This is a genomic window from Corynebacterium sp. NPDC060344 (genome assembly GCF_042725215.1).
In the GTDB taxonomy this organism is placed as follows: Bacteria; Actinomycetota; Actinomycetes; order Mycobacteriales; family Mycobacteriaceae; genus Corynebacterium.
On sequence record NZ_JBHXCS010000006.1, the window covers coordinates 15,931 to 32,003 of the forward strand.

15 protein-coding genes are annotated in these 16,073 nt (G+C 69.4%); 8 read left to right on the plus strand and 7 right to left on the minus strand.

The genetic code is table 11. The annotated features are described in order from the left end of the window. Positions 1-26: 26 nt before the first annotated feature. The 3 genes from ACFWGD_RS08430 to mptB form a co-directional block, all read right to left on the minus strand. Positions 27-815, minus strand: a complete 789-nt coding sequence (locus tag ACFWGD_RS08430; RefSeq protein ID WP_377778202.1) for an ABC transporter permease — start codon at positions 813-815, stop codon at positions 27-29. A 1-nt stretch (position 816) separates the two neighbouring features. Continuing rightward, a complete protein-coding gene (locus ACFWGD_RS08435) occupies positions 817-1,794 on the minus strand; it encodes an ABC transporter ATP-binding protein (protein ID WP_377778203.1) in 978 nt (325 codons plus the stop codon). 113 nt (positions 1,795-1,907) lie between these two features. Continuing rightward, positions 1,908-3,590 (minus strand): polyprenol phosphomannose-dependent alpha 1,6 mannosyltransferase MptB, encoded by a 1,683-nt coding sequence (mptB, locus tag ACFWGD_RS08440; RefSeq protein ID WP_377778204.1) that lies wholly within the window; start codon positions 3,588-3,590, stop codon positions 1,908-1,910. Between the two features lie 170 nt (positions 3,591-3,760). Here mptB and ACFWGD_RS08445 point away from each other — a divergent pair, with 170 nt between their 5' ends. From ACFWGD_RS08445 to ACFWGD_RS08475, 7 genes are all read left to right on the plus strand, one after another. Next, entirely contained in the window at positions 3,761-4,453 is a 693-nt protein-coding gene (locus tag ACFWGD_RS08445; RefSeq protein WP_377778205.1) for a helix-turn-helix transcriptional regulator, read from the plus strand. Further along, positions 4,450-5,898, plus strand: a complete 1,449-nt coding sequence (gene sufB / locus ACFWGD_RS08450; protein WP_377778206.1) for a Fe-S cluster assembly protein SufB — start codon at positions 4,450-4,452, stop codon at positions 5,896-5,898. The genes ACFWGD_RS08445 and sufB overlap by 4 nt, the downstream gene beginning before the upstream one ends. 4 nt (positions 5,899-5,902) lie before the next feature. Further along, a complete protein-coding gene (gene sufD, locus ACFWGD_RS08455; RefSeq protein WP_377778207.1) occupies positions 5,903-7,093 on the plus strand; it encodes a Fe-S cluster assembly protein SufD in 1,191 nt (396 codons plus the stop codon). Positions 7,094-7,171: 78 nt separating this feature from the next. After that, positions 7,172-7,933: a Fe-S cluster assembly ATPase SufC gene (sufC, locus tag ACFWGD_RS08460; RefSeq protein ID WP_377778208.1), complete on the plus strand. Its 762-nt coding sequence runs from the start codon at positions 7,172-7,174 to the stop codon at positions 7,931-7,933. Continuing rightward, positions 7,926-9,158, plus strand: coding sequence for a cysteine desulfurase (locus ACFWGD_RS08465; protein ID WP_377778209.1), 1,233 nt, complete (start codon positions 7,926-7,928; stop codon positions 9,156-9,158). The genes sufC and ACFWGD_RS08465 overlap by 8 nt, the downstream gene beginning before the upstream one ends. A 71-nt stretch (positions 9,159-9,229) precedes the next feature. Further along, a complete protein-coding gene (sufU, locus tag ACFWGD_RS08470) occupies positions 9,230-9,760 on the plus strand; it encodes a Fe-S cluster assembly sulfur transfer protein SufU (protein ID WP_377778210.1) in 531 nt (176 codons plus the stop codon). Continuing rightward, positions 9,757-10,203: a metal-sulfur cluster assembly factor gene (locus ACFWGD_RS08475; RefSeq protein WP_377778211.1), complete on the plus strand. Its 447-nt coding sequence runs from the start codon at positions 9,757-9,759 to the stop codon at positions 10,201-10,203. Before sufU ends, ACFWGD_RS08475 begins: the two co-directional genes overlap by 4 nt. Positions 10,204-10,319: 116 nt before the next feature. On the opposite strand, the gene ACFWGD_RS08480 is transcribed toward ACFWGD_RS08475, so the two are convergent. Both ACFWGD_RS08480 and ACFWGD_RS08485 read right to left on the minus strand, forming a co-directional pair. Beyond that, positions 10,320-11,786, minus strand: coding sequence for an amino acid permease (locus ACFWGD_RS08480; protein WP_377778212.1), 1,467 nt, complete (start codon positions 11,784-11,786; stop codon positions 10,320-10,322). Positions 11,787-11,793: 7 nt separating this feature from the next. Continuing rightward, positions 11,794-13,242, minus strand: a complete 1,449-nt coding sequence (locus tag ACFWGD_RS08485) for a lycopene cyclase family protein (RefSeq protein WP_377778213.1) — start codon at positions 13,240-13,242, stop codon at positions 11,794-11,796. A 101-nt stretch (positions 13,243-13,343) separates the two neighbouring features. Here ACFWGD_RS08485 and ACFWGD_RS08490 point away from each other — a divergent pair, with 101 nt between their 5' ends. Further along, positions 13,344-14,975 (plus strand): ABC-F family ATP-binding cassette domain-containing protein, encoded by a 1,632-nt coding sequence (locus ACFWGD_RS08490; protein ID WP_377778215.1) that lies wholly within the window; start codon positions 13,344-13,346, stop codon positions 14,973-14,975. A 6-nt stretch (positions 14,976-14,981) separates the two neighbouring features. On the opposite strand, the gene ACFWGD_RS08495 is transcribed toward ACFWGD_RS08490, so the two are convergent. Together ACFWGD_RS08495 and ACFWGD_RS08500 are read right to left on the minus strand one after the other, a co-directional pair. Then, entirely contained in the window at positions 14,982-15,233 is a 252-nt protein-coding gene (locus tag ACFWGD_RS08495) for a helix-turn-helix transcriptional regulator (RefSeq protein WP_377778216.1), read from the minus strand. Positions 15,234-15,332: 99 nt separating this feature from the next. Next, positions 15,333-15,995 (minus strand): response regulator, encoded by a 663-nt coding sequence (locus ACFWGD_RS08500; RefSeq protein ID WP_377778218.1) that lies wholly within the window; start codon positions 15,993-15,995, stop codon positions 15,333-15,335. Between the last annotated feature and the right edge of the window lie 78 nt (positions 15,996-16,073).

A 16,073-nucleotide genomic window follows, 5' to 3' on the forward strand; every position in this document is an offset into this window, starting at 1 on the left:
CTTCCCACCTTACCCCCCGGGGTTCGCTATTCTCCCTTGGCCTCGAAGCGGAACAGGCGTGTCGCGGCGATGGCGCACAAAGCGCCCCACGCGGCGAGAATCGCCAGCGGGAACCAGGCCAGCCGGCCGTCGAATGCGGCGATGAGGGACTCCGTCAGGGCCACCGACGGGAGGATGCTCAGGGCCATGCGGGCGCCGTCGGAAAGCTCCGGGCCCACGGCGACGAAGGTCGCCGCGCCCAGCAGGATGAACCAGATGAGGTTGGCCAGCCCCAGGATCAGCTCGGCGCCGAGCGTGCCGCCCATGAGCAGGCCCATCGCGGTGAACGCGGTGGTGCCCAGCATGGTCACCGCGTAGGCGAGCAGGAACGCGGCCACCGGCGCCCGATAGCCCAGCGCGAGCGCGGCGGCGGTGAAGATGAGGAACTGCGCCGTGACCATGATGGCCACCGCGCCCGCCTTGCCGGCGATGATGCCCCACTTGGGCAGGGCCGACGCGCCGATGCGCTTGAGCGCCCCGTACCTGCGGTCGAAGCCGACGGCGATGGCCTGGCCGGTGAAGCCCGACGACATAGTCGCCACCGCCAGGACCATGGGGAACACGGTGACGATGGGCGCCTCGCGGTCGAGCACCGGCACGAGCGTGAAGCCGATGAGCATGGCCAGCGGGATGATCATGGTCAGCAGCATCTGCTCGCCGTGGCGCCAGATCAGCGTCGATTCGAGCTTCGTCTGCGACGCCAGCACGCGGCCCATCGGCGCGCGCTTCGGGGCGGGGGCGAAGGTGCCCTCGGGGAAACGGGTCGTCGGCGCCATGTCAGCTCCTCATCTCTCGGCCGGTGATGTCGAGGAACACGTCCTCCAGGCTCCGCCGCGCCACGCGCAGCTCGGAGACCTGCACGTCGTGGTCCGCGCACCAGGCTGTCAGATCGGCGATTCCGCGAGGGTCCGCGGCACCGGTGACGCGGTAGCGGTTGGGGGCGGTGGCCTCCACGGCGATGTCGGATTCCCTCTCCGGCGCGTCGGTGGCCGCCCGGGAACGGGCCCCGCGCAGGTGGGCGGCCAGCGACTCGGCGTCGATGGCGCGGTCGACCTCGAGCACCGCCGCCTGCGTCGAGGTCCCGGCGGTGATGTCGGCGGTCGTGCCCGACGCCACGGCGCGGCCGCGGTCGATGATGAGGACGTCGTCGGCAAGCGCCTCGGCCTCGTCCATCAGGTGGGTGGTCAGCACGACGGTGACGCCGTCACGGCGCAGCGAGGACACCAGATCCCACACGGCCAGGCGGGATTGGGCGTCCAATCCGGCGGTCGGCTCGTCCAGGAACACCAGCTCGGGGCGCCCCACCAGGGCGCACGCGAGCGATAGCCGCTGCTGCTGGCCGCCGGAGAGCCGACGGTAGGAGGTGCGGCGGTGGCGCGAGAGCCCGACGACGTCGAGCAGCCAATCCACGTCCAGCGGATCATCCGAGTACGACGCCACGAGGTCGACCATTTCGCCGACCCGCACGCCCGGGTACGCGCCGCCGCCCTGCAGCATGATGCCGATGCGGGTGCGCAGTTCGTCGGTGTCGCGCATGGGGTCGAGGCCGAGGACGCGCACCTCGCCGCCGTCGGGGCGCACGAATCCCTCGCACATTTCGACGGTGGTGGTCTTGCCGGCGCCGTTCGGGCCCAGCAGGGCGAGGACGCGGCCGCGCTCGAGCGACAGATCCAGCCCGTCGACGGCGGTGACGTCGCCGAAGTGCTTGGTCACGCCGCGCAGCTGCAGCGCCGGGGTGTCGGTGTTCCTGGTCACGACTGGACATCCTAGGCGAGCGGTCCCGGGGCGGGCCCGGGCGGGGGCGTGACGACGGACCGGTGCCCACGTGGTCGCCCGCCGATCCGGGTGCGGCGGGGTCCCGATGGGCGTCAGCGGAGGCGGAAGACCTTGGTCCGCCAGGACACGGCGAAGATGATGGCCATGCAGACGATGAACGCCGCGATCGACCCGAGGTAGATCTGCAGCACCGTGCCCGGCGGCAGGCCGAGGCCGCGCGGCAGGACGGTGAGGCTGAACACCGCCGAGTAGGCGACGACGGCCCACCGGAACTGCGTGCGGTTGGCCCAGCCCGACAGCGGCACCAGCGCCCACAGCAGGTACCAGGGGTGGACCACCGGGAACAGCAGCACCATCGCGAACATGGCCAGGCCGTATCCGCCCAGCGGGTGGATGCGGCCGCGGAACGTCGCCCAGAGCATGCGCAGCAGCCACGCGCCGGCCAGCAGGATGCCCAGCCCGCGGGTGAGCGCCAGGGCGGATTCCGACACGTCGCCGATGCCCAGCACCCGGCCGGCGAAGCCCGACGCGATGCCCAGCAGCGTCGGCAACGACATCCACGACCGCACCGTCGCCGCACCGCCCTGGCTGGTGATCCACCCGAAACCCAGGCCCGACGCCAGGCACACGGCCACGATGGTGCCCGCGGCGCACAGGGCGGTGGCGGCGGCTGCGCGGAGGACGGAGATCGTCGCAAAGCCGAACCTGCGGGCCAGCGCCATGCCGACGAAGCCCAGCGCGACGAAGCCGGTGACCTTCACCATGCCGGCCAGCGAGATCAGCGCGACGCCGGCGGCGAACAGGAGCCAGCCGTTGCGGGTTAGCGCGGGCGACCGGGGTTCGACTGGATGATCCGGGGCGCCGGCGACCGGGGGACCGTGCAACGCCACCAGGCACAGCTCCATGCCGGAGAGCAGGAGGGCGAGCAGCAGGGCCTCGTTGTGGATGCCGCCGACCAGATGCAGCAGGGTCAGGGGATTGAGCACGCCGAGCCACAGCGCGAACTGCGGGCTGACGCCGCACCGCAGCGCCAGGCGCACCAGCGCCCACGCCACGACGTAGAGCGACACGACCGCGACCAGGCGGTGCAGGAACACCGAGGGCAGGGCCGCATCGCCGGTGATCGCGGAAATGGCCCAGGCGCCGATCATGGCGGTCGGGCCATAGGGGCTCGGCGAATCCGCCCAGATCAGCGGCACCGAGCGGGCGAGCGGATCAGCCGGGCCCAGCAGCTCGACGGGGCCGGCCGCGTAGGGGTCCATGCCCCGATCGACGACGGCGCCCTGCGCGAGATACGAGTAGATGTCCTGCGTGAACAGCGGCGCGGTGAAAATGAGCGGGACGACCCATGCCGCGAAGGTGCGCACGAGCATGCCCGTGTCCACCGACGACACGCGGGTGCGGGCGCCGGTGGCGACGAACGCGCCGACGCCCAACCACGCCACGATGAGCATTCCGATGCCCGTGAACGTGACGATCGTCGTGGAAATGAGCATCCGGCCCAACGCCGAACCGACGGGCGTCTCCCAGAAGACGTTGCCGACCACCGGCGTCGCGCCCGCGCCGACGCCGCCGACCAGGACGAGGATCGCGCCGAGCGTGCCCAGCCAGCGCAGCCACGTGAAGCGGCGCAGCTCGCGGTGATCGACGCGGAAGGCCAGGGGAGACTCGATGCCGCGGTGCAGCGCCGCCGACCGCGAACCGGCGCGGCCGATGCGCGGCAACGCGTCGATGATCCAGCGGGCGGCGCCCCCGCGAAGTTGAGTCTCTGGCACGGGTAGAGTCTAACCGCCGCAGGCGACGCGCCGGGGAGGGGCGTTGGACATCTGGGCCGATTTACGGAACACTCGTGTTGTCTAATACCCGGCAGCCACCGGGACGGACCCACATGCGGGTCGGGGCCACCACGGCCCGGCCCGAACGACACGGGAGGTGAACCAGCGGCATGGCCAACGACGATGCGTCCACCAAGGGCGCCGACGGAGACACGCGCCGCAGGATCCTGCTCGCGTTGCTCGAACACAACCCGGCCTCGGCGGGCACCATCGCCGACGAGTTGGGGCTGTCGGCCGCGGGAGTGCGCCGACACCTCGACATCCTCGTCGACGAAGGCCTCGCCGAAACCGCGCCCGCGCCGTCGACCGGCCCCCGGGGCCGCGGACGGCCGGCGAAGTCCTTCCGTCTCACCGACGAGGGGCGGGCCAAGTTCGGGCACGCCTACGATTCCCTGGCCGCCGCGGCGCTCGACGCGCTGCGCGAGGCCGGGGGAGACGCGGCCGTTTCCGCCTTCGCGCGGCGCCGCGTCGCCGAGATCCTCGCCGGCATCGAGCCGGTAGGCGGAGAAACCGACCTCGACGACGTCGTCGAGTCGGTGGTCACGGCATTCCGGAGCCACGGTTACGCGGCGACGGTCAACGAGACCACCGGAAGCGTGCAGATCTGCCACCACCATTGCCCGATCAGCCATGTCGCGCAGGACTTCCCCCAGCTGTGCGCCGCCGAACATGAGGCGGTCAGCAACCTGCTGGGGCAGCACACCCAGCCATTGGCGACCATCGCCGACGGCAACGGGATCTGCACGACGAACATCCCCCTGACACCAGTCACCCACGCACCAGCAGAAAGGAGCGGACAATGACCCTCGCCCAGGACGATTCCGCGAAGGTGCAGGCACCGCAGACCGACGAGGAAATCATCGAGTCGATCGGCGCCTACCAGTACGGTTGGCACGACTCCGACGCCGCCGGCGCAGCCGCCGAGCGCGGCCTGTCGGAGGCCGTCGTCCGCGACATCTCCGCGAAGAAGAACGAGGACGAGTGGATGCTCAACACGCGTCTCAAGGCCCTCGACATCTTCGGCAAGAAGCCCATGCCTACGTGGGGCGCGGATTTGTCGACGATCGACTTCGACAACATCAAGTACTTCGTCCGCTCCACCGAGAAGCAGGCGCAGACGTGGGAGGACCTCCCGCAGGACATCAAGGACACCTACGACAAGCTGGGCATCCCCGAGGCGGAGAAGCAGCGCCTCGTCGCGGGCGTCGCGGCGCAGTACGAGTCCGAGGTCGTCTACCACCAGATCCGCGAGGACCTGGAGGAGCAGGGCGTCATCTTCCTGGACACCGACACGGCGCTCAAGGAGCACCCGGAGATCTTCCAGGAGTACTTCGGCACGGTCATCCCGGCCGGCGACAACAAGTTCTCCGCGCTGAACACGGCCGTCTGGTCCGGCGGTTCGTTCATCTACGTGCCCAAGGGCGTCCACGTGGACATCCCGCTGCAGGCCTACTTCCGCATCAACACGGAGAACATGGGCCAGTTCGAGCGCACGCTGATCATCGTCGACGAGGATGCCTACGTGCACTACGTCGAGGGCTGCACCGCGCCGATCTACAAGTCCGACTCCCTGCACTCGGCCGTCGTCGAGATCGTGGTGAAGAAGGGCGGCCGCTGCCGCTACACGACCATCCAGAACTGGTCGAACAACGTCTACAACCTGGTCACCAAGCGCGCGAAGGCCGAAGAGGGCGCGACCATGGAGTGGATCGACGGCAACATCGGTTCCAAGGTCACCATGAAGTACCCGGCCGTCTGGATGACCGGCCCCCACGCCCGCGGCGAGGTCCTCTCCGTCGCCATGGCCGGCGAGGGCCAGTTCCAGGACACCGGCGCGAAGATGGTGCACATGGCGCCGCACACGTCGTCCAACATCGTGTCCAAGTCCGTCGCCCGCGGCGGCGGCCGCGCCGCCTACCGCGGCCTGGTGCAAGTCAACAAGGGCGCCAAGCACTCGCACTCCAACGTCGAGTGCGACGCCCTGCTGGTGGACACCATCTCGCGGTCGGACACGTACCCGTACGTCGACGTGCGCGAGGACGACGTCACCCTCGGCCACGAGGCCACCGTCTCCAAGGTCTCCGATGACCAGCTCTTCTACCTGATGAGCCGCGGCATCGACGAAGACGAGGCCATGGCCATGGTCGTCCGCGGCTTCGTCGAGCCCATCGCCAAGGAGCTCCCGATGGAATACGCCCTCGAGCTCAACCGCCTCATTGAACTGCAGATGGAAGGTTCGGTCGGTTAATCCAATGACCAGCGTTATCACCAACGAGGGCCAGTCCGAGCACAAGCGCCGGGTGCTGGCCAACAAGGGCGACGTGTTCGCCTCCTTCGACGTGAACGACTTCTCCGTGCCGAAGGGCCGCGACGAGGAGTGGCGCTTCACCCCGCTGCGCCGCCTCGCGGGCCTGCACGACGGCACCGCCGGCGATCCCGTCGCCTCGCGGATCTCCGTCGACGGCGCCGATGCCGAGGGCATCACGGTCGAGACCGTCGGCCGCGACGACGAGCGCCTCGGCCGGGCGGGCAAGCCCACCGACCGCGTCGCCGCGCAGGCGTTCTCGTCCTTCGACAGCGCCACCGTCGTGACCTTCGGCAAGGGCGTCGCCGCCCAGGGCCCGGTCACCGTCACCGTCGACGGCCCGGGCGAGGGCAACGTGTCCTACGGCCACGTGGTCATCGACGTCCGCGAGCAGGCCGAGGCCGTGGTCATCCTCGATCACCGCGGCACCGGCGTCCACGCCGATAACGTCGAGTTCGTCGTCGGCGATGCGGGCCGCCTGTCCGTCGTCAGCCTGGCGAACTGGGACGAGGGTGCCGTGCACCTGTCGGGCCACCACGCCTCGCTGGGCCGTGACTCGGTCCTGCGCCACTCGGTGGCGACCTTCGGCGGCGACGTCGTCCGCGTCGTCCCGCGCGTCAAGTTCACCGCCCCGGGCGGCGACGCCGAGCTGCTCGGCGTCTACTTCGCCGACGCCGGCCAGTACTTCGAGCAGCGCCTGCTCGTCGACCACTCCGTGCCCAACTGCCGCTCCAACGTCATGTACAAGGGCGCGCTGCAGGGCGAGCCGGGCTCGGGCAAGACCGACGCCCGCACCGCGTGGGTCGGCGACGTGCTCATCCGCGCCGAGGCGTCGGGCACCGACACCTACGAGCTCAACCGCAATCTCCTGCTCACCGAGGGCGCCCGCGCCGACGCGGTGCCCAACCTGGAGATCGAGACCGGCGAGATCGCCGGCGCCGGCCACGCCGCCACGGTTGGCCGTTTCGACGATGACCAGCTGTTCTATCTGCTGTCGAGGGGCATCCCGGAGGACGTGGCCCGGCGCCTCGTCGTCCGCGGGTTCTTCAACGAGGTCATCAACCTGATCCCGGTGGAGTCGATCCGCGATCGCCTCGAGGCGATCATCGACCACGAACTCGAGATCGGCGGCTACTAGCAGCCGGCGGCTCGCAGAGCCCCACCCCACGAAGACGCGAACAGCGACGAAGACGAAACGAAAAGGACAGCCCACCCCATGAGCACCCTGGAAATCCGCAATCTCCACGCGCAGGTTCTGCCGAACGACGAAGCCGGCGAGCCGAAGCCGATCCTGAAGGGCGTGAACCTGACCATCAAGTCGGGCGAGACCCACGCCGTGATGGGCCCGAACGGCTCCGGCAAGTCGACCCTCAGCTACACCATCGCGGGCCACCCGCGCTACGAGGTCACCGAGGGCGAGATCCTCCTCGACGGCGAGAACGTCCTGGAGATGGAGGTCGACGAGCGCGCCCGTGCCGGCCTCTTCCTGGCCATGCAGTACCCGACCGAGGTCACCGGCGTCTCCATGTCGAACTTCCTGCGCACCGCGGCCACCGCCGTGCGCGGCGAGGCCCCGAAGCTGCGCCACTGGGTCAAGGAGGTCCGCGAGGCCATGACCGACCTGGAGATCGATCCGTCGTTCTCCGAGCGCTCGGTCAACGAGGGCTTCTCGGGCGGCGAGAAGAAGCGCCACGAGATCCTGCAGCTCGACCTGCTCAAGCCGAAGTTCGCGGTCCTCGACGAGACCGACTCCGGCCTGGACGTCGACGCCCTGCGCGTCGTCTCCGACGGCATCAACCGCTACCAGGACGAGAACGACGGCGGCATCCTCATCATCACCCACTACAAGCGCATCCTGAACTACGTGCGCCCGGATCACGTGCACGTCTTCGCCGACGGCCGCATCGTGCAGTCGGGTGGCCCGGAGCTGGCCGACGAGCTGGAGGAGCACGGCTACGAGCGGTTCGTCAATGCTTGATAGGTCGCTGCGCGGCGATTTCCCGATCCTGTCGCGCACGGTGCGCGACGGGCGCCGTCTGGTGTACCTCGATTCCGGTGCGACGTCGCAGCGCCCGCGCCAGGTGATCGAGGCCGAGGTGGACTTCATCACCCAGCACAATGCGCCCGTGCACCGCGGCGCGTATCAGCTGGCGGAGGAGGCCACCGACGCCTACGAGGATGCCCGCGAGGCCATCGCGTCGTTCATCGGCGCCGGCTACGACGAGCTCGTGTTCACCAAGAACGCGACGGAGGCGCTCAACCTGGTCGCCTTTTCGCTTGGCGACGAGCGCGCCGGCGTCCACCGCATCGGCGAGGGCGACGTCATCGTGGTCACGGAGCTGGAGCACCACGCGAACCTGGTTCCGTGGCAGGAGCTGGCCCGTCGCACCGGTGCGACGCTGAAGTGGTGGGGAGTGACCCCGGACGGCCGGATCGACCTCGATTCGCTCGAGCTCGACGAGTCCGTCAAGGTCGTGGCCTTCACCCATCAGTCGAATGTTACGGGTGCGGTCGCCGACGTCGCCGAGATCGTCCGCCGGGCCAAGGCCGTCGGCGCGCTGACTGTGCTCGACGCGTGCCAGTCGGTGCCGCACATGCCGGTCGACGTCAAGGAGCTGGGCGTGGATTTCCTCGCCTTCTCCGGCCACAAGATGCTCGGCCCCTCCGGGGTCGGCGCGCTGTGGGGACGTCCCGAACTGCTCGAGACCCTGCCGCCGTTCATCACGGGCGGGTCGATGATCGAGGTCGTCACCATGGAGGAGACGACCTTCGCGGCCCCGCCGCAGCGGTTCGAGGCCGGCACCATGATGACCAGCCAGGTCGTCGGTTTGGGTGCGGCGGTGAAGTACCTGTCGGCCATCGGCATGGACGCCGTCGCCGCGCACGAGAACGAGCTGACGGCCGCCGCGCTGGAGGCGCTGAAGAAGATCGACGGCGTCACCATCATCGGCCCCGACACGGCGGTCGACCGCGGTGCGGCGATTTCCTTCCAGGTCGAGGGCATCCACCCCCACGACCTGGGGCAGGTCCTCGACGACCGCGGCGTGTGCATCCGCGTCGGCCACCACTGCGCGTGGCCGGTGCACCGCGCCATGGGCGTCCAGTCCACCGCACGCGCATCGTTCTACCTGTACAACACGCTGGAAGAAGTCGACGCTCTCGCCGACGCCATCCGCGACGCCAAGGAGTTCTTCGGCGCCTAGCGTCGGGGACGGCGGCGTCGCAAAGCACGAAGGGCCTCCCACCGGAAGGCCGCAAAGGAAAGGAGCCGGGAGTGAAGCTGGAGTCGATGTACCAGGAAGTCATCCTGGACCACTACAAGCATCCCCAGCACAGTGGGCTGCGCGATCCGTATGACGCGGAAGTCCACCACGTCAACCCGTCGTGCGGCGACGAGCTGACGCTGCGCGTCCGGCTTTCCGACGACGGCACCACCGTCGCCGACGTGTCCTACGACGCCGTGGGCTGCTCGATCTCCCAGGCCTCGACGTCGGTGATGGCCGAGGAAATCATGGGCAAGCCCGTCGAGGAGGCAATGGCCAAGCTCGCCGAGTTCGAGCGCATGATCACCTCGCGCGGCAAGGAAGAGGGCGACGAGGACCTCATCGGGGACGGCATCGCCTTCTCCGGCGTGGCCAAGTACCCCGCGCGCGTCAAGTGCGCCCTGCTGGGCTGGAAGGCGTTCCAGGCGGCCACCGCCGACGCGCTGTCCGGCAACGGCGGAACCGAAGGCGATGCCGCACCAGCCGACGCCGCCGAAGACACCGGCACCGAGAACACCGGAGACAAGGAAGTGAACCGATGACCGAGCCGAACACCACCGAAACCCCCGAGACCCCGGCGACCCCGGACGCCGGCGGCGAGAACCCGGCCCCGGGCCTCGACGGCAGCACCTACGAGGTCCCGCCGCGCCCCGAGCAGACGCCCGAGCAGGAGCAGCTGGTCATCGAGGTCGAGGACCGCATGTACGACGTCGTCGACCCCGAGCTCGGCGTCAACGTCGTCGACCTGGGCCTGGTCTACGACATCTGGATCGAGGGCAAGTCGAAGGCCGTCATCAACATGACGCTGACCTCGCCCGCGTGCCCGCTGACGGACATGCTCTACGACCAGACGGAGACGCTGGTGCTCGACCACCCGCAGATCACCGAGATGCAGCTCAACTGGGTCTGGTCGCCGCCGTGGGGCCCGCACATGATCACCGAGGACGGCCGCGAGCAGATGCGCGCGCTGGGCTTCTCGGTGTAAGCGGCGCAGCCACAGGCTGAGCCAGGGTTACGGCCAGGGGCTGAGCCGAATGAAGGGGCGGTCGCGGGAGTTCTCGGAACTCCGCGGCCGCCCCTTTCCGTGCGCTGGTCGCGCCACTACTCGCGCGACAGATCGGCCTCTTCGGGCTTGACGGCCCGCGACCCGGTGACGCGCTTGTGGATGAACCACAGCGCCAGGAACACGGGGATGCCCAGGTAGGGCGACAGGATGGCGAACATGTCCTCGCCGGTCTTGATCGGCCCGTAGGCCTGGCCGAGGACGACGCCGAAGCACATCAGCAAGGCGATGACCGCGCCGGCGGGGAAGAACGGGGCCCGGTACGGCAGCGCCGACAGCGGGACGCCCTGCGCCTTGAGCGCCTTGCGGAAGTGATAGTGGCTGTACGAGATGCCGATCCACGTGAGGAATCCGGCCAGCGCCGACAGCGTCAGCAGGAAGGTGTACGCCGCGCCGTCGCCGACGATGGAGGTGAGGAAGCCGAACATGCCGATCGACGCCGTGGCCACCAGCGCCCGCATGGGCACGTCGTGGTTGGACAGCTTGCCGAAGAACCGCGGCGCCTGGCCCATGCGCGCCAGCGAGTACAGCATGCGGGTCGACGCGTAGAGGCCCGAGTTGCCCGCCGACAGAACCGAGGTGAGGATGACGGCGTTCATCAGGCCCGCCGCGACGGCGATGCCCGCACGGTCGAAGACGAGGGTGAACGGCGACACGGCGATGTTGTCCTCGGCCGCGTTGAGCAGGTTAGGGTCGGTGTAGGGGATGAGGAAACCGATGACGGCGATCGCGCCGATGTAGAACAGCAGGATGCGCCAGAAGATGGTGCGGATCGCCTTGGGGATGGTCTTCTCGGGGTTCTCGGCCTCGCCCGCGGCGACGCCGACGAGCTCGGTGCCCTGGAAGGAATACCCGGCGACGATGAACACCGCGAGGATGCCCATGCCGCCGCCGACGAAGGGCGCGTCGCCGTTGGTCCAGTTCTGCACGCCGGGGGACGTGCCGCCCATGATGCCGAAGATCATGGCCACGCCGATGATCAGGAACACGACGACGGTGATCACCTTGATGGCGGCGAACCAGAATTCGCCTTCGCCGAAGGCCCGCGCGGACAGCGCGTTGAGCAGGAACAGCAGCAGCAGGAAGCCGGCGGACCAGACGATCGCCGGTACGTCCGGGAACCAGTAGCGCATGACCAGTGCCGCGGCGACGAGTTCCGCCGCAACGGTGATGGCCCAGTTGAACCAGTAGTTCCACCCGAGTGCGAAGCCGAAGCTGGGGGAGACGTATCGGGTGCCGTATTCCTGGAAGGATCCGGCCACGGGCAGGTAGGCGGCCATTTCGCCGAGGGATTGCATGACCAGCCACACCATGAAGCCGATCAGCGCATAGGCGACGAGTGCGCCGCCGGGCCCGGCTTCGGAGATGGTGGCGCCGGAGGCGACGAAAAGGCCGGTGCCGATTGCGCCGCCGATGGCGATCATGTTCAGGTGTCGGGCCCGCAGCGTGCGTTGCAGCTGCCCCGAGTGGCCCAGGGGGCCCTTCGCGTCGAGGGATGCGGTCATTCCCCGATCATAGGTCCACGGCCTTTCCATCGGCGAAAACGGAGAGGAGGCGCGCCAGCGTCTTCGGGTTGCGGCGTCCCAGCGGAATCGCCAGCGCCACCATGACCGCGAGGGTCCTCGGGGTGGACGTGCCGGTGAGGTACTCGCGGATGGCGGCTTCGGGCAGCGACAGGAACGAGTCGAAGAACTCCCGTGTCTGGCCGGAGTCGAAGCCCAGGAGCACGTGGAGGCCGCGCCTGCGCAGCCACGCCAACGGCCGGCCGCCGGGCGGAGAGGCGTCGGTGCGGGCTTCGAGGCGGTCGAGGAAGCGGTCGACGTCGGAAAGCACGGAGCCGACGGAGTATCCGGTCGCCGGGTGCATCCACCCGCCGCAGGCCCCGAAGTGCCCGTAGCCCGGGGTGCCGCCCCCTCCAAAGGGACGGGCGAGGAAGCTCAGGTCGAGGCAACTGGTGGGGCGGCCCGGGATGGGCACCATTTCGAGTGCTTCGTTCAAGGGGGTGAGTGGCCGATTGTCGGGCACTCGCCACGGTCCCATCGGAAAGTCGACGACCTCGCCGGAGATCGCGGAGGCAGGGTCGACGCCGAGCCCGGACAATCGATGTGCCTGCATCCGCCGCAGGTGCGCGTGCAGGTCGGCTCGTCTGGGGTCGTCGGCGTCCGAGGAGGCGCGGGCGGCGAGAATCGTTTCCTCGATCAACCAGGTGCCGTCGCCGAGCGGTACGCGGTAGGAAAAGGTGGCAGGGAAGTCCCCGTCCACATATGCTTCGGGCACGGTGAAGTCCATGAGCACGGGTACGCGTACCGGGTCCGGGAGGTCGGCCTCGCGGAACACGTGGCCGCAGGCGAGCTGCCGGGCCTCAAGGACTGCCGCATCGGGGCCAGCCCCGACCGCGTCGACGAGGATGTCCGGGCTCGTCCACTCCTCGAATTCACCGCCGGGGCCGTTGGGGTCGACGAAGTCGTCGGGAATCTCTTCCTCCGGCGAATCGTAGTGTTCGTGGTGAATGGACACCGAGGGCCCTTGACCCGGATCCGTGGTGACCAATTCCCGGAGACGGCCGAGCGCTTCCTTCACCCGGGCCACCGGACTGACCTTTTCCTCCGGGGCGTCGCTCCACGCCATGAACGTCACCCGGCCGCCGCCGAGACCCGGCTCCCGCAGCACCCTGAAACCGCCGAGGTCCGACAGGCGCGCCGTGTCGAAGACCACGTAAGCGTCGTCAAGCACCCGCCGCCGGCCCTCCGAGGTGATCACCGTCGGCCGGAAGCGCGACGCGACGGCGTCCGCAGGCAGCCAGCCGGGGAGCTGATGCGCCCACGCGCCCACCGTCGACGGCATGGACCCGCCCGCCGGATCGAGGGCCATGACGTCCCATCCCCGGGCGGCGGCGCGGTGGGCGGCGATGCGGCCGGCGGGGCCGAGGCCCATGACGACGGCACGGATGCGCGAACTCATGGGCCCAGCGTATCGCGCCCGAAAGGCGGCGGGAGGACCGGCCCGGCGGCCCCCGCGGCTGATGCCGGGAAGGGGCATAGCGGCTGGTAGGGTGGCGCGACGTGATCGTCACCCATGACCTCGAAGTCCGCGTCGGAGCCCGCACCCTTCTGGATGCCCCGGGCGAGATGCTGCGCGTCCAGCCCGGCGACCGCATCGGCCTCGTCGGCCGCAACGGCGCCGGCAAGACCACCACCATGCGCATCCTCGCCGGCGAGGGCGAGCCCTACGGCGGCAAGGTCATCCGTTCCGGCGACATCGGCTACCTGCCGCAGGACAGCCGCGAGGGCAACATCGAGCAGTCGGCCCGCGACCGCGTGCTCTCGGCCCGCGGCCTGGACTCCATCCGCCGCAACATGGAGCGGCAGCAGGAGATCATGGAGACCTCCGAGTCGGACGCGAAGCGCGACGCGGCGATTCGCAAGTACTCGCGGCTGGAGGAGCGCTACCACGACCTCGGCGGCTACGAGGCCGACGCCGAGGCCGCCCGCATCTGCGACGCGCTGGGCCTGGAGGAGCGGGTGCTCGACCAGCAGCTTAAGACCCTGTCGGGCGGCCAGCGACGCCGCGTCGAGCTCGCGCAGATCCTGTTCGCGGCATCGGCCGGCGCCGGCAAGTCCGCGACGACACTGCTTCTCGACGAACCGACCAACCACCTCGACGCCGACTCCATCACGTGGCTGCGCGGGTTCCTGTCCAAGCACGAGGGCGGCCTGGTGATGATCAGCCACGACGTCGAGTTGCTCGGCGACGTGTGCAACAAGGTCTGGTTCCTCGACGCCGTGCGCGCCGAGGCGGACGTCTACAACATGGGCTGGTCGAAGTACCTCGACGCCCGCGCCACCGACGAGGCCCGCCGCCGCCGGGAGCGCGCCAACGCGGAGAAGAAGGCCTCGCAGCTGAAGAAGCAGGCCGACAAGCTCGGCGCGAAGGCCACCAAGGCCCGCGCCGCCAAGCAGATGGTCGCCCGCGCCGAGCGGATGATGGGGGACCTCGACGAGGTCCGCGTCGCCGACAAGGTCGCCCACATTTCCTTCCCGGAGCCCGCGGCCTGCGGCAAGACGCCCATGAACGCGCAGGGGCTCACCAAGATGTACGGCTCGCTGGAGGTGTTCGCGGGCGTCGATCTGGCCATCGACAAGGGCTCGCGCGTGGTGGTGCTCGGCTTCAACGGCGCGGGCAAGACGACGCTGCTCAAGCTGCTGGCCGGCGTCGAGCGCACGGACGGCGAGGGCGGCATCGTCTCGGGCCACGGCCTCAAGGTCGGCTACTTCGCCCAGGAGCACGACACCATCGACCCGGACAAGTCCGTGTGGCAGAACACCGTCGACGCGTGCCCCGACGTCGACGAGCAGGAGCTGCGCGGCCTGCTCGGCGCCTTCATGTTCTCCGGCGAGCAGCTCGACCAGCCCGCCGGCACGCTGTCGGGCGGCGAGAAGACGCGCCTGGCGCTGGCGGCCCTGGTGTCCTCCCGTGCCAACGTGCTGCTTCTCGACGAACCGACCAACAACCTCGACCCGCAGTCCCGAGAGCAGGTGCTGGACGCGCTGCGCACCTACACCGGCGCCGTCGTCCTGGTCACCCACGACCCCGGAGCCGTTGAAGCCCTCGAGCCGGAGCGGGTGATCGTGCTTCCCGACGGCACCGAGGACCTGTGGAACGACGAATACATGGAGATCGTCGAGCTGGCGTAGCGGGGGCTACAGCAGCCCGTCGACGATGACGCGCTCGAGCAGCTGGTTCTTCGTGGACACGTCGTAGCCCAGGTTGGTGTACTTCGCCCGGATGCGGCGGATGTGGGTGCGCACCGTGTTCTCCGTGAGCATCAGCGACTTCGCCGCCTCCGCCTTGCTGGGTGCGTTGAGCCAGGCGTCGAGGACCTGGGCCTCGCGGGTGGTCAACAGGGAAGCCGTGTGGAAGTCGGCACCGGGGGTGTCGAGGACGGTCGTCATGGCTGGGCGCTCCTGGGGCACGAAGGGGGAGATGCACCCTCATTGAACGCCGTATGCGGGGATGTTTACGAGACACCAATTCTGGTGCACCCGTACGAGCTACTCCGGATCGGTGGGCCCGGGCAGGAACCCGTCTTCCTGCGCTCGCCGGAACAGATCGGTCTTCGTCGGCGCGGGACGGCCGACCGCCGCGTACTTCAGCCGGATGCGTCCCAGATAGTCGTTGACCGTGTCCTGCGCGAGGCCCGTCAGCCGCGCCACCCGATTGGCCGGTTCGCCGGAGGCGTAGAGCTCCAGCACCTCACGCTGGCGATCGGACAAATCCACCGAATCGATGTGCGGGTCGGAGTCGATGACCGCGGCCCACTCCGTGGTGGGGACGCCCTGGCCGAGGGACGCCTGGCGGATCGCGTCGAGGATGGTCTCGGGGGACTCGGACTTCTGCACCATCCCGAGCACGCCGGCCCGCAGCGCACGCCGCACCAGATACGGGCTCTCCAGCGACGACAGGATGATCACGTTGTCGGTGACGGCGGCCAGCGCGTGGACGTTGTCCTCGGGCTGCGAATCATCGCCCAGCCGCAGGTCGAGGACGACGAGGTCGAGTCGGTCTGCGCCGGCCAGCGATTCGAGCAACTGGGCGACGGTGGAATACACGCCGACGAGCTCGATGTCCTCGGCGCCGCCGACGATGGCGGCCAGCCCCCGCAACGACAGCTCGTGATCGTCGATGGCCGCGATTCGCCGGGTGACCGTATCCATGTATCCAGGATTACCCCGGGGGTGCCCGCAACACCACATCGCCGCCCCCGACGGGTGACCACGACCGTGAGGTGAGAT

What these genes read in the sequence shown, in the direction of transcription:
- ACFWGD_RS08480 (WP_377778212.1), bottom strand. Translation starts at nt 11,786, where the DNA reads ATGACCGCATCCCTCGACGCGAAGGGCCCCCTGGGCCACTCGGGGCAG.
- ACFWGD_RS08485 (WP_377778213.1), bottom strand. Translation starts at nt 13,242, where the DNA reads ATGAGTTCGCGCATCCGTGCCGTCGTCATGGGCCTCGGCCCCGCCGGC.
- sufD (WP_377778207.1), top strand. Translation starts at nt 5,903, where the DNA reads ATGACCAGCGTTATCACCAACGAGGGCCAGTCCGAGCACAAGCGCCGG.
- ACFWGD_RS08475 (WP_377778211.1), top strand. Translation starts at nt 9,757, where the DNA reads ATGACCGAGCCGAACACCACCGAAACCCCCGAGACCCCGGCGACCCCG.
- sufB (WP_377778206.1), top strand. Translation starts at nt 4,450, where the DNA reads ATGACCCTCGCCCAGGACGATTCCGCGAAGGTGCAGGCACCGCAGACC.
- ACFWGD_RS08430 (WP_377778202.1), bottom strand. Translation starts at nt 815, where the DNA reads ATGGCGCCGACGACCCGTTTCCCCGAGGGCACCTTCGCCCCCGCCCCG.
- ACFWGD_RS08500 (WP_377778218.1), bottom strand. Translation starts at nt 15,995, where the DNA reads ATGGATACGGTCACCCGGCGAATCGCGGCCATCGACGATCACGAGCTG.
- ACFWGD_RS08495 (WP_377778216.1), bottom strand. Translation starts at nt 15,233, where the DNA reads ATGACGACCGTCCTCGACACCCCCGGTGCCGACTTCCACACGGCTTCC.
- ACFWGD_RS08445 (WP_377778205.1), top strand. Translation starts at nt 3,761, where the DNA reads ATGGCCAACGACGATGCGTCCACCAAGGGCGCCGACGGAGACACGCGC.
- sufC (WP_377778208.1), top strand. Translation starts at nt 7,172, where the DNA reads ATGAGCACCCTGGAAATCCGCAATCTCCACGCGCAGGTTCTGCCGAAC.
- ACFWGD_RS08465 (WP_377778209.1), top strand. Translation starts at nt 7,926, where the DNA reads ATGCTTGATAGGTCGCTGCGCGGCGATTTCCCGATCCTGTCGCGCACG.